We start from the raw sequence: 14,317 nt of genomic DNA, 5'->3' as shown, positions 1-14,317 counted from the left end.
GGAAAGGAAAAAAGCCGCCATTATTTTGGAAAAGCAAGTGATGCCGATTGTCAAACTGGCTTGCTTTATTTCTCGAGAACCTTGAAATATTGCCAATGAGCATGTGTATAAAAATTTGATTTTACATGAAATAAAGCACTCCTTTCCTAAAATCATGGGAAAGGAGTGCCTTTTTATGGAAATCATTTACGAATGCTGTGCTGGATTAGATGTCCATCAAAGTAATGTTGTTGCTTGTGTTTTACAAGGTCCGCTTACTTCTACCAGACCAAAAAAACATCTACAAAAATTTGATACGACCACCAAAGGATTATTAGCCCTACATGAATGGCTAACGGATTTTGATTGTGAGATTGTCGCTATGGAAAGTACAGGTATTTATTGGAAACCGGTTTGGCACATTCTTCAAGGAAATTTCGACTTAGTTCTAGCTAATCCGTATAAAATTAAAAATATTCCTGGGCAAAAAACGGATAAAAAAGATGCAAGTTGGATTGCTAAGTTGCTGCGAGTAGGTTTGATTCCCAAAAGTTTTGTTCCAGAGGAACCTATACAAGATTTGCGTGAACTCACACGGTTAAGAAAAATGTGGATCGAATCTAGAAATCGAGAAAAGAATCGCGCGCACAAAATTTTACAGACTGCCGGAATTAAAATAACTTCTTACATGACAGATATATTCGGATTATCTGGAAGAAATTTATTAAATCTATTGATTAATGAGGAAGATATTACTGCAGAAAAAGTTGAAGCGGCTGTTTATACTTCTTTAAAATTTAAAGTGCCGGAATTAGTGGAAGGACTTACTGGCTTTTTCAGAAGTCATCACAAGTTTTTATTGGCACAAATTTTAGATGTTATTGATATGTATAACAGTAAGATTGGTGAACTAGAAACCAAAATAGCCGAATACTTACTTCCTTACCAAAAACAGATGGACAATTTATTAACGATCCCAGGAATTAGTACGGATTCAGCTGCTGTAATTATCTCTGAGTTTGGCATTCATATGAATCAGTTTTCTTCTGCAGAAAGATTAGCCTCATGGGTTGGTCTGTGTCCTGGAAACAATGAAAGTGCTGGGAAAAGACGCTCTACGAGAATTTCCAAAGGAAATGCTTATGCAAAGAGGGTCTTATGCCAATGTGCCTATTCAGCTTGTAAATCTAATCATCAGAGATTCAAAAACTATTATCAAAGAATCTGTAGAAATCGAGGCGGTAAGCGTGCGATAGTGGCAGTTGCTCATCTTATTACTAGAATCATTTACTATATGCTTTTGAGAAATGAAGTCTATCACGAATAAGAACCACTGCTCTTTGAAATTTTTAGATTCTTAATTTTTATGGAGGAGGGTAGTTTTTTTTTGCTTTTTTTCTAGTTGTTTCGTACATAGGTGCGGTGAAGCTTTCGTATAAACGATGTTGGTGAAGAGCCAAAGAAAAGGTCAGCAAATGCTTGCCACTTTTTTTAGTGCTTCGCATGTTTCACCTTTAGTGAAATTTGTTGCTTTGAACAATTAGGCATAACTACATTTTTTCGTTGTTCAAAGATTCTTATACCATTTAATATTAAAAGAGCAAACATTTCAAAATAAAGGAAGAATTGATTAACAGACATTATAAAATATAAAATAAGGCCAGAAATAACAGCTAAAATTTTAGCAATTTTTATTAATTTCATAAAATATTTTTCCTATTTTAAAGTTTTTATTCTGCTTTTTGTTTTTTCTATTTTTTTCTGATTCTTAAAGTATCAAGTAATCCAAGAAATAGTATGGTATAAAAACTATTTCCAATAAAATCTTTATTTATTAAATATTCTAATGTAATTCCTACAATACTAAAAATGAACAGAAAGAAAACAATCCTTTCTGTTCACCAATAATTCTGAGGTTTCTTTTTAGACAAAGAACTTAGAAACCATTAATTGATTTTGATAATTTCTGTTAATAAGATTATTCAGAAATTTAATGCGTTATCAATCAGTTTGGCTTGTCTAAGCAATTTTTTATGGCAATTGTTTCCCCATTACGTTTCCGCGCACTTAATTCACCAACTGCTGTGAATAAAAGGTCGCTAGAAGAATTCAATGCTGTTTCAACAGAGTCTTGAATGACACCGATAATAAATCCTATTCCTACCACTTGCATTGCTACCTCATTGGGAATACCGAATAAGCTACAAGCCAAAGGAATCAATAACAATGATCCCCCTGCAACTCCTGAAGCCCCACAAGCAGCAAGAGCTGCTAAAAGACTTAAAATCAATTTTGAAGAAAAGGAAGCTTCAATTCCCAATGTTTGTACAGTCATCAATGTCATCACTGTTATAGTAACAGCTGCACCTCCCATATTGATAGTCGCTCCTAATGGAATCGAAATCGCATAAGATTCCTTTGTTAGCTTTAAGCGTTCGGCTAACATCATATTGATGGGGATATTGGCTGCAGAGCTACGGGTAAAGAAAGCAGGGATTGCACTTTCCTTTAAACAAAAGAAAATCAACGGATATGGATTCTCCTTAATAAATAAAAAGGTCAGAAACGGATAAACAACTAGAGCAACAAATAACATTGTTCCCACTAACACCAAAACAAGTTGAAGATATTCTGCTAAGCCTGATAAACCTGTAGTTGCAATTGATTGATAGACCAATCCTAGAATACCAATCGGTGCAAAAGCAATAATCAGTTGCACAACTTGCGACAACGCTACAGAAACTTGATCTACTACTTCTTTGGTAGTATTTGAACGACTACGTAAAGCTAGGCCTAACAAAACTGCCCAGAACAAAACCCCTAAATAATTAGATTCAATAATAGCTTGGATTGGGCTTTGTGTCACGTTTGTCAACATCGTAGATAATACACTGCCGATATTTTGTGGTGCCTTTTCTGAAACAGTTTCTTGCAAAGTAATTGGGATCGTAAAAATCGAACTAGCAACCACTGCTACCAGTGCAGATAGAAAGGTTCCACCCAAATATAAAATTAAAACAGGTTTGACATATGTTTCGTTTCCCACTTTATGCTTTGCAATGGAAGCAGCAGTCAGAAAAAATACTAAAAGAGGTGCAATGGCTTTTAAACAACTAACAAAAAGCGTACCTAGTATGGTAATGAATGTCCATGAAGGTAAAAAAATGCCAATTAATATACCCAGTAATATACCACAAAGAATTCGTTGAACTAAAGACATGTCTAAAAACTTATCTAACAAATAATCACCCCTATATAGTTTAACCATCATTTTAGCATCTATATAAGAGAAATAAAAGGAGAGTTATCTAAAAATTCAAATTATTCATGCTGTTATGGACTATACGAATGAGAGTGGAACAATCGTAAGAAAAAATCTGATTATCATCCCACTCTCCCTTCACTAAATGACTTTATCTATACATTTTTGGTTCGTTCAAACACGAGATTTTATGCTTAACACTTTTTATAGACTAGCTATCAATTTATCTCTGATATCTTTTTCAAATGTCCCTGTTCCTCTTAGCTCCACTATGTTAGCATGCGAATTTGTATGTGACAGAGGAAAGCTTGCATTATTTGGTTAATGTTGTGGAATTGGCTCCTTCTGATTCTTGCTTATTAGTTGATTGAACCCCTTCGTTGGATTGATTTGAGTACTTCTGTTTCTACTAGTGAATACAACATCTAAAAAACTTTTCTGTGCTGTATCCTTTGGGTGTCCTGTACTTATTTTTGAATCGGAAACAAAGTGACTCGGATTGTTTTCAATATTCGTAGTTACAAGATCCAAAGAACTTTGATTTGATGCATTCTTTTGAAATGATGCATCTACTTGTTGCTCGGAGACAAAATAATTGGGCTGTTTTTCGGTATTCGTAGCTACAAGATTTAAGGCACTACGCTTCGATACATTCTTTGGCAGCTCTGTACTTACTGGTTGATCAGAGACCGAAAGATTGGGTTGGTTACTTCTTTCTATACTCTGATTGATAAGTTTTGATAAACTTTGATTGGCTGTACTTTCTGTGAAATCTATAGCCATTGACGCTACCTCTCTCTTATTTCTGCTTTCATTTGTTGGTCTATTACTGCTAGTTTCGGCACTTGTTAAATCAGGAAAATCAGTTGTTTGTTCCTGCGTCCTACTCTGCTGAAATTCTCTCTCAAAATTTATAAATTCACTTGAATACATCAATGCATGAAGCATAAACAGATCCCCAGTTCCAAGTTGTTCGTTATGAGTCTCAAACGAACCCTTGCTTTTGTCATCTTCTTTTATCTTCTCAGCTTTCGGTTGTTCGTTATTGTTCTCTCTTTTCATACGAAATATATCATCAAATGCTCTTCCTTCTACAACATCTCTGAGGATGGTCATCAACATTTCCGCATCCGTCAACTGGAAATGTACACGTAAAGTATGGTTTACTTCTAACGCTTCAATAATCATACCTACTGTCAAATTGGGTGACTTTAGTACCTTTGCCAAATAATCCCTATAACTCTGCATCTGTTTAGAGTCTTCTTTTGTCATATTCGGATATTCTTTGTCATAATAATCTAGTGTACGTTTTCCGTTTTTCCTTAATCCTCTTCTAACTAGTCCATACTTCAATAAGTCTGTTGCACCTGACACAATATGTGTGACTTCATGTAACACTGTTTCATAACCAGTTGGTTGTACTTCTTCTCCAGGAAAAAATTTTGGATTTAAGTGAAAAGCATCTGCAAAGATAAAGATACGACACTCCCCATCATATTTTACTGTAAATGCCTCTGTTTTAATAAACCTTTGAAATGAGGAATAATATTTCTGTGCGTTCTTGTCATAACTCAATTTTGATGAGAGGGTCCATACATTTTGAAAGAGGAGATCTTTCGATTTTTCAAGGAATCTCTTCCCATGTTTCGCTGTCGAAAATAGTTTTTTGATACTTTGTCTTAAGACCGCTTCTTTTTTTATTTCTGGAACACCATGTAATTTGAGCATTTCAATCAGATATTTTCCTTCTTCCGTGCTTGCAATGCTCTCCATTTTCCAGGTTGACTTAAATAATCGTACTGCCCCTTCAAATATTACTTCCGCCTGCTTAAAATCATCCCTAAGCTGCTTAAAAAATGGTTTGAGAGAGTTCGGTATTTCAGCTGAATCAAGACCAACAACCACTTCTAACTTGGGGATAGGTGGAGAGAAATTATAAGCAATCATTTTATAAATATCTTTTCTGATAAAATCTTCATCAAGCTTAGGACGCCTACTCGCTTTTGGTGGGAATCTAGAAATTTTAGTCAGATCTATATCAGCATCTCCCTTACTTCTTATCCAATCGGGAAGAATCTCTGTCTTGTACAATTTCTTCCATGACTCCTCATTTCCTGGTGGCTCAGGCAAGTCAATGATCCGAAAATCCACTGGCTGGCGGGGAACTTTGGGAATCGCTCCCTTTGAGGTGCTTGGTGCCCCTTGGGAAGTGCTTGGTGATCCTTGGGAAGTACCTGATGCTTCATGCATGGTACTCGGTGAATCTTGGGAACTACCTGCGGATGTATCTTTGTCTGTAGATGAACCAGATTTCCATTTAGATTGAGCTTTTCCCTTTTGCTGAATGATTTCCTCTTGAATAGATATTTTTAACTCTTCTTTCTCTTTGACGCTTTCCATCCTAAATCCGCCATTATCTGGATCGAACCTCAATATTACCATTGGTGCATCCACATCTTTTTTCACTAAATGGTATCGCATTCTATTTCGATCAAATAAGATCAGGGGGATATAGACATTATCGACCTTGATGTAGGTTCTTCCTTCTTCGCTATGCATCAGGTCCCGTTCATAAGGTGGGGACAGGGTGGTTGGATCCTTCAACGATTCAAACTCATCGATTCTTTTAGTCACTTTTTCTGCTAACTCTTTCGTTACAAGGGGAGAAGTTGATGCTTCAAAATACCATTCTTTCCCATTAAAATTCACTGGTATAATCTTTTCCCCATCTACCACATCATAACGTATCCCATTTTCCTCAATGGATGTTACTCTCACAGGAACTGTATGACTGTCCATTGTAATGAAATATTTAGTTTCTTTCCCTTTTTCTGCGACAGACATCACTTTCCCACTACCATAGGCATTTGGATTTAGATTGGGTTCAACTGCAAAAATCTGATCTGGATTAATTCCTTTTTCTAACCGTTTAATTAGCGCTTTTTGTTCCTCCGTAAATAAAACAGGATCAGGGAGCATCTCCAACCGGTCTCCTCTCACCCAAAATGGATAACCGTAGACATCACTAGTCTTCAAATCTGTCACTAGTCGATAGAACTCGTCCTTCCCCTGTTTGACAGGAGCCCCTAGGCCATTTGGTAACCGAACAATAGACACATCTTTTGGCAAAGAAAGGTCAACCTTTACTAAACTTGCCACCCTTTCCAAAATTTTTTTCACCCTATCTGCTACCCAAAGTTCCTTTCTTAAATCCACTAAGCTATTTATCACAAATTTACTACCATCAACTACTGTTTCAATTCCTGGATCGAAGTATCGTACAATATTTTTTAACAGCGACTTAATTTCATAAAGCTTTGGAGTAAATTTGATTCCTTGACGAACCGCATTTCTTATCCCTCCTGTCGCAATGGCTTTTGCCATACCAAAGGCAAATCTCGAACTAAGAGAGGTCACTTGTCCTAACACTGGGATTAAGAGAACGATATCAATCACACATGAAGTAGCAGCTGTTGTGATATCTTTATCAATGATACCTGTCACACAATCGTAAAAAGGAATGAAATGTTTAAGGACATCCAATACCTGTTGACTGATGGATTTATCATCTCCCGCTTTATAAAGATCATCATACAGCTTATCACTATGTTTCTGACTGAATGCATCAATCAAGGGTTGCATCTTCTCCCCCTGCGGTAACTTCTTGTTTTGATCTATATTAGTAGTAAAATCAAAGTACCGATTTCCTATTTTAATTCTCTTTCCTTCTTTTTTGTATCCACGACTCCAAATATCTTTTCGATCCAACAGTCCGTATTTGAGGTATAAGAGGGGATCTGTATCTACTCGATAAAAAAAATACCCCCCTTCCTCTTCTAATTTCTTCAAGGCATACCAACGTTTTTCATTTCCTTTAATCGCTACAAATAGATCGGTATGATCTAGCTTGATTGTAGTATAAAGTTTTGAAGAAACGAAAACTTGAATCGGGCCACCTGTAGACCCTGGAATGATATGTTCTAATTTTACAGATGCCTCATATAGTTGTGTATCTGTAGAGAAAATGAATTGTTTTTCTGCTGAATCGAATGCCTTCAACGCAAACTCAATCAGTTTTTGATCCAACGGATAAAAACTATCTGAGACTGCTTTTGTCAATTGTGTATAATTTTTTTCTAAATCAGGTGCAGTATATGATTTTGGGCAAGGGCTCGTTCCAGTAGCAAGATAATCTTGTTGCAGAGCATACGCAGTAAAGAGTTTTTCTCCAGCATCAAGGCATTTCTGAGCCACTACTTCTGCTAACGCCTGTTTCCGTCGCCAAGCAATTACTTTTTCTTGATAGGCTTTAAAAAGGATATAGAGTATATCTCGATTTTCTTTCAGTTGAAAATAACTATTTCGCCAATACCCAATAAAAGTCTGAAGCGCTACTTCTTGATGCATTCCTTCTTCCAACGCTTTACGTAATACATCTGTGTCTAGCTGGGCTGTCGCAAGTATAGCAGGGAGAAGAAGGTAACGTAGCTCTTCGATCCTTGTTACACCATATCTACTGATTTTCTCCCAGAAAAACGCTCCAACAGTTTGAATATCTGTTTGATTGAATTGTGTTCGAATTCCTTCATCTTCCAGTAATTTAGCTCCTGTTAGCTGCATCAACGAAGCATAATTAGAGATCAACAATTCGTCTGCCAAGGTACTGGTTTCAAGAAAATAATTTGGCAACGCCTCTTTGAGTAATAGAAACCATAGCTTTTGAATAATAGTTAACTCTTCTTTTGAGATCACAAACGAAGAGAAATTAATAAGAGCCTCAGTCTCAAAGAGTTTTCTGAGATTACCGATAGTAAATTGAGAAGGATTGGGCGAATTAAGAATCTTTTTAAGCATATATCCTTCCATCGAACTTCCTAGGACATTCTCAAACACCCATGTCGTAATCGTTAATTTGGTATCCTTTTCGGAGATTTTTTCTCCTTCTCCACCTCCATAAAGATTCAATTCTTTCAGGATCACTTTAGATAAGGACTGGATTTTTTCATAGCTGAGGATCATTTCACCTCTTTCTTCTGTAAGCCATTTCCCCATCGCAATAAGAATATTCTCTTTCGTTGTTTCGCCTTTTAGTACACCTTCTTGACGAAAAAGCTGTGCCACTTGAACCATTAGATTGAAATTACGCCAATTAGGTGCTTCATATGTAAATTTTTGTTTCTCGCTAACCGAGGGGTGTACACTTATTGTTTCTGTTTCTTGGGTTACTTGAGTTGTTTTCTCTTTTGATAATTCAGTAGAAGTAAGAGTAGATATTTCATCTTCAACTGTATTATATAACCACTTTATAAAGGTTGATTTTGCTAGACCCAATGAAATACGTGAACCTTCCTTCCTCCCCAGAATGATATTCGCCAACATTTTCACTTTTGGGGCATTTATGACCATTTCATCTCCCACTTTTAAGGTCGCCCAATTCGCTGTTATTTCTACTAACTCATTAGGCTTGGAAGCATCTGCTTCAATGTCTCTTGCGAATAAAAGAGCAACGATTTTTTTACGAATTTTCTGTTTTTTTTCCTCTATCCATTCAGGTAGATTTTCTTCCATAGATTTCCGAGCACCCGTTGGAGAAAACGCTTTATTTTCACGAGTAAATGCCTCAATCTTTTCTCTTCTCTCCTCGTTTTCTTCAACCTTACTGATTTCAATCTCGTCCAATTGACTGATATCTCTATAAGTATAGCCCACTTGCGCATTATTATTTTCCCATTGTAATAAAAGATATCTTGCTTCTTTCACCTCCACCTCTTCTTCTTCCAGTCCATATGCCTTTTGAAGGAGCTGGGCGATTTGTTTTTCTCTTTCTAGAATGGTCGCATAGGTGGTTCCTTCAAAGACCCACCCTTGTATTTCTCGAACCAATTCGCTTGCAGATTGCCCCTTAAGGGAAACTTTTTGTTCAAGCAGGAATTTTCGGACCGCTTCATTCACTTCGGGGGTTTTCTCACGTAGCTTAAAAAGTTCACGATCATAATAGACCATGTGGATGGGCTGATCCTTAGAGATGGTCATCGTGCGATCATGGATAAAATCGGCAAAGATTTGATTGCTTTCTTTTTTCTGCTCTTTGATGCGTATCATCGATGGATCCTCTGCTTTAAATAACAGATGATGGATCGTTTCATGGGTGATTTCTTTGTAAGTGCGTCCAACGAGTACCGTGTTCACTTTCCATTGTTTAAAAATCGCCTGTGTTTTTATGGCCGATAGAAATTCACCGAACCGAAAATCTTCCACACCGTAGGCTTTCATTAGGAAATACGCTAGAAACTGTTCTCTTTCTGGTTTATCCGTACTGCCTTTTTCAACCCATTGTATCATCCCTTTTTCTAGCTCATTGAACGAAAGATCTTTAATTTCAATTCCTTCTTTGACGAAGAGCTCTTTTAGTTTTTTATTTACATTCTCGGTTTCATTTCGGCTTTGGAAAAGATCGTAATCATAATAGAAAATCGGCAACGATTCTTTTGGAATGGTCAAAGGATTGACATTATTCACAATTTCTAAAACGATTTTACGGACTAGTGATAAGTCAGGATCCACAAAAGTGTCTGATACCGACTTCAGCTTACTGTTGATTGTGTCAGACTCCTCACGGGTTAATGACGCTTGTTTGAGTTCAATAAAAGTATAATCTTTAAAAATATTATTATTTTCCCATTGTAGTACTACGTTGACAGCCTCCGTAGCTGTAAGATTCCGACTAATGCCATACCCTTCTAGAATGATTGGAGCTAACTGTTCCTGCCTTGCTAAAATCTCTGCATCAGTTTGTCCGTCCCTCACCCATTCATGGACAACAATAACCATTGGTTGATAGGTCAAGTCTTCACTCAAATTTTCCTGTTCAGATAAAAACTGATTGACTGCTTCATTTGCTTTCACTGTTTCATTTCGTTTTTGATAAAGAGTAAAATCATACCAGAAAGGGATGAGGGGTTCGTAGATGGACAGAGTCAAAGGCTGTTCATCAAAGTAATCTCCGTGCATTTTATTGACGGTTTTTGCTATTTCTGAAGGGAGCACACCGTAGGAATGTAACCTAGTTTCAGAGGTCGTTTCCATTAATTCACTGTTTGTGATATCTACAGCTCCACTAAACTGGATAGGACCAAACGTATAGTCTTTGAAAATATTATTGTTGCGCCATTGCAGGAAAATAGCATTGGCTTGAAAACCAGATACCGTTTGACTAGCTAGCCCCAAGGAGGTAAGAATAAGCTTAGCGATTTCTTTACTTCTGGTTTTCTCTATTTCCTTTCCTTCTTTCCTTATCCATCCCTCGATAGCATTAATTAATTGAAGGGAAGATAATCCGGCACATGGTTCATTTTGCTTACAAAGAAATTCTTTGACTTTATCATTGACATGGTCTGTTTCATTTCGTTTTTCATATACCTCCAACGCTCCATCATACCAGTGAGCGGGTAACTTCTCCGAGTTTGGAATAGGAGAGGGTTTCCCCTCTAAAAAGGCAGTGACAATACTATTTATTTTTTCCATGAAATCTGTATACATTTTTTCATAAGTATTGGGATTTTGAGCGGTAGATGATTCTGACTTTTTCACTAAGGGACTGACAGAATCTGTTTCATGGGGCAATTCTGTCGTCGGACTCGATTGAGATTCGTTTAACACCACAATCGTACTTGACTGTGAAATGTTAACCTCTTCTACTTTTTTTAATCGGATCACAGGTGTCGTCACGTTTGGTTGATTTTCATTCAATGAACCAGTTGTTTCCGTACGTATTTGCTGGGATTCTTTAAATTGATACTCCTTAAAGATATTATTGTTTCGCCATTGTTGGATGATTGCGGATGCTCGATCATCGGATACCTCTTGTCCGGTGAGTCCCGAGGAGGTAAGAATAATGTCAACGACTTCTTTACTTCTAGTTATCTTCTTCTCCTGTCCTTCTTTCCATATCCATCGATATATAGTATTAATCAATTGAAGAGGAGATAATCCGGCACATGGTTCATTTTGCTTACAAAGAAATTCTTTGACTTTATCATTGACATGATCTGTTTCATTCCGCTTTTTATACACCTCCTCATCATCCATGAAAAGTGGTAACTTCTCAGAGATGGGTACAGGAGAAGGTTTCCCATCAAAAAAAGCGGTGATGATACTATGTAATTTTGTTGCATCATCTGACAATTTGACAGAAGTATTTGAAGATTGTGTCGTGGAATGTGGCACCATTTCCAACTGCTCCTTAACAGAACTTGCTTCGACGGGCAATTCAATCGTCTGGTTGGACTGAGGGTCATTCAAAGAAACAGTCGTTTCCGTACGCATTGGAGCGATTTCTTTAAATTTATAACTCTTAAAAATATTATTGTCTCGCCATTGCAGGATAATGACTTTTGCCTCTGAGTTTGTCAGTTTTCTTGTTTGAAGTCCAGAAGCCGTTAGAATAATGCCGGCAATTTTTTTTCTTCTAGTTCTCGTAGTCTGTGCCTCTTTGGATTCTATCCAAGATCGTATTTTTAGAAACAAAGCTTGTTCTGTCATATCTTGACACCACTGATTTTTCATACAAAGAAAAGCTTTCAACTCTTTATTCACGTTTTCGAGTTGCTCACGTTTTAAAAAAACCTCTAAATCATACCAGAAGGGGGCCAGATTAGGCGGGATCGTTTCACGCAATAATTTAACAACCGAATACCCATGAATATAGGTTTGAACGACTTTTCTAATTGTTCTTGTATTTCTCTAGAAAGGACTTCAGAATATTCCAACTTTGGTGCATTTATCTCTGATGGTAATGGCGTAGTCGATGTCGTTGCACTCGGCTGGGTGTTTACGGTGGTTGCTTTAGTTGTCACGGATTCTTCTAAAGTGGTTTGCTGAGATTCTTTTGAGGTGGGTTGTTGCTGTCCTTCAAACGTGTAATCTTGAAAGATATTATTATTTCTCCATTGGAAAAGGATATATGTTGCTTTGGTATATTTCAGATCTATATTCTGAAGACCCGAAGCTTTGCGGATAACACTAGCGAGGCGTCTTCTCCTGCTCATTTTAGTCTCCAGACCATCTTTTTCTTCCCATTTCTCTACGGCCTCGAGTAATTCAACCCCTGATAATCCGTCACATGGAACTCCTTGCCCACACAAATAATCTTTGACTTTTTGATTGACCACTTGTAATTTACTCCGCAATTCAAACGTTTCATGATCATACCAAAAAGATGGGAAAGGAACGGTATTCGTTGCATTAAAAGGCTTATGATCCAAATACGCTTTCATAATTTGCTTTATTTTCTCAACGGTTTCTGTCGAAAGTTCTTTAGAAGAGTGTAGGAACAATTCATCAGAAACAGTCGCAGGTAGCACCGCTGCCTCAGCACCTAAGTGTGAGAACATATCGAAATTGAAGCGTTGGAGAAACCCATCCACCCTTCCATAAAAATCCTCTAGCAAATGCCAGATTTGGGGTAAAATACTCTCTTCTTTTGGGGGCGATGCTGGCGTGGCTTTCGGCGCCGATTCTGGAACCATTTCTGAAGCTAGTTCCTGAGAATTATTTTTTTGCTTTTTCTTCTTCGATACTTTTCGTGATGTTTGGGTTGGGAGCGAGTTATCTATCGTGTGAGTGGTCATTGGAAGCTGCATCTTCTTTTCTGATTGAGGATGGTTGGGAATTTGTTCTCCGTAGTTTACCGAAAAGACATTCAGTAGCCAATCAGCAAAATATGACAGCAACGAACTGCTTGCACCATTTTGTTCTTGGGTAGAAGACGAATTTTCATGTTGGTAAAAAAACTGGTAAAACAGCTTAGTCAAGTCACTCCAAAACGTTTCTGTCTCTTGATTATGTACATGATTTGAGGAATCTATTGTAGCGTTATATTTGTTTTCAAAAGATGCTTTAAAGGTTTTACTTAGTCTCTGAGCTGCCTTCTCCGCAGAAAATTGTGGGGGGCCTTGAACTGGCGTATGAGTCATATCATGAGGAGAAGAAAGCCCACTTTCTTTTTTCCTCCCTTGATTATTTTGTGTCCCAGCTTGACCTACTGCATCCTGACAAATGGTTTGAAAACTCGTTTGTTCTACACTTTCTCCTGTGAAAATCAATGTGTTTACCTGATCCGTCCTTCTCATGGTGATACAATTCATTAGTTGATAGAGGTTATGAATTTTCTGATGAACAGAAAGACTCAATTCATGCGCTCTCTTCGCTATGTCAATAGCCGATTGTGTGGTTGTTGACGTCTGATGATAGAACGTCTGATTATCAAAAAGCGAACTAGCATAGACAAAAGGTAGTGCGACAGATGAGGATGAGTGAGGCCATGTATAGGTCCTATTCAAAAATAATGGCAATTGAATTCGTTCACGATTGATGATGGAGGTTGAAACAAAAGAATAAATCCTTGTCTGATTTCCTTCTCTTCTCACATCAATCCGTGTGTTCGCTTCAAATGCTGGCGAATTTTTTTTGATGACCGTCTGTTGTTCTGGAGGATCTACGAATCGAACGTTGTAGAAGATATTCGATAAAAAAAGGACTCCATCGAATGTCAATAAACCATCGGGAGTTAGTGTTTGTCCTATATTATTGGCAATATAATTTAACTGTGCTTGGTCATTTCCTGAGTGATTCTTGTCATTATGTTTGTTGTTTGCCTTCCCAATTGTTTCTCTAGAGGAAGCTTGTGGTATCCTTCCCTTTTTCGACATCTTTGATTTTAGTGGCATCTTTTTCACTCCTTCATTGAAATTATTGAACTATTTTGTTACATAAGTGTTCATTTTAATAACATCTAAAAATCCATGATTTTACATCACCAATCAAATTTCTACGAATAGATCCAACAACTCTACATCATTTCTTCAAAAGGAACAATTTTTTCGTGTAAAAAGGAACAACTCAGCAAACCTAAAAACAAAAAATAGATAAAAACCACAATATAAACTTCTTTAGTAGATCTGACTGCACTAGACCACACTGCTGCGGTTAGTTTCTCTTTTCTATGTAACTTTTTGAAATCTCCTTTTAAGAATCCGCTTTCATATAAATTATAAAATAAAAAAAGGAACATGCCCG

At 37.1% G+C, this 14,317-nt stretch carries 5 protein-coding genes; 1 reads left to right on the top strand and 4 read right to left on the bottom strand.

The window, feature by feature from the left end; all coding sequences use genetic code 11:
- Positions 1 to 175: 175 nt before the first annotated feature.
- The gene (locus A5844_RS07420; protein ID WP_086284198.1) at positions 176 to 1,306 is read left to right on the top strand and encodes an IS110 family RNA-guided transposase; all 1,131 of its coding nucleotides are present in this window, start codon (positions 176 to 178) and stop codon (positions 1,304 to 1,306) included.
- A 164-nt stretch (positions 1,307 to 1,470) separates the two neighbouring features.
- Here A5844_RS07420 and A5844_RS07415 read toward each other — a convergent pair whose 3' ends face one another.
- From A5844_RS07415 to A5844_RS07400, 4 genes are all read right to left on the bottom strand, one after another.
- Positions 1,471 to 1,683, bottom strand: coding sequence for a hypothetical protein (locus A5844_RS07415; protein ID WP_086284565.1), 213 nt, complete (start codon positions 1,681 to 1,683; stop codon positions 1,471 to 1,473).
- A gap of 301 nt (positions 1,684 to 1,984) precedes the next feature.
- Positions 1,985 to 3,250 (bottom strand): serine/threonine transporter SstT, encoded by a 1,266-nt coding sequence (gene sstT, locus A5844_RS07410; protein WP_086284564.1) that lies wholly within the window; start codon positions 3,248 to 3,250, stop codon positions 1,985 to 1,987.
- Positions 3,251 to 3,562: 312 nt separating this feature from the next.
- Positions 3,563 to 11,917: a QWxxN domain gene (locus A5844_RS07405; protein ID WP_143353707.1), complete on the bottom strand. Its 8,355-nt coding sequence runs from the start codon at positions 11,915 to 11,917 to the stop codon at positions 3,563 to 3,565.
- Positions 11,869 to 13,968, bottom strand: coding sequence for a QWxxN domain (locus A5844_RS07400; RefSeq protein WP_086284562.1), 2,100 nt, complete (start codon positions 13,966 to 13,968; stop codon positions 11,869 to 11,871). The genes A5844_RS07405 and A5844_RS07400 overlap by 49 nt, the downstream gene beginning before the upstream one ends.
- Between the last annotated feature and the right edge of the window lie 349 nt (positions 13,969 to 14,317).

It is taken from the genome of Candidatus Enterococcus wittei, assembly GCF_002140175.1.
In the GTDB taxonomy this organism is placed as follows: Bacteria; Bacillota; Bacilli; order Lactobacillales; family Enterococcaceae; genus Enterococcus_B; species Enterococcus_B wittei.
The sequence above is the reverse complement of the archived record's forward strand: the minus strand, read 5'-3'. Positions and strand labels throughout refer to the sequence as shown.

Bases quoted from the DNA above. Each gene is read 5' to 3' on its own strand.
- sstT (WP_086284564.1), bottom strand. From the start codon at position 3,250: ATGATGGTTAAACTATATAGGGGTGATTATTTGTTAGATAAGTTTTTA.
- A5844_RS07400 (WP_086284562.1), bottom strand. From the start codon at position 13,968: ATGCCACTAAAATCAAAGATGTCGAAAAAGGGAAGGATACCACAAGCT.
- A5844_RS07415 (WP_086284565.1), bottom strand. From the start codon at position 1,683: ATGAAATTAATAAAAATTGCTAAAATTTTAGCTGTTATTTCTGGCCTT.
- A5844_RS07420 (WP_086284198.1), top strand. From the start codon at position 176: ATGGAAATCATTTACGAATGCTGTGCTGGATTAGATGTCCATCAAAGT.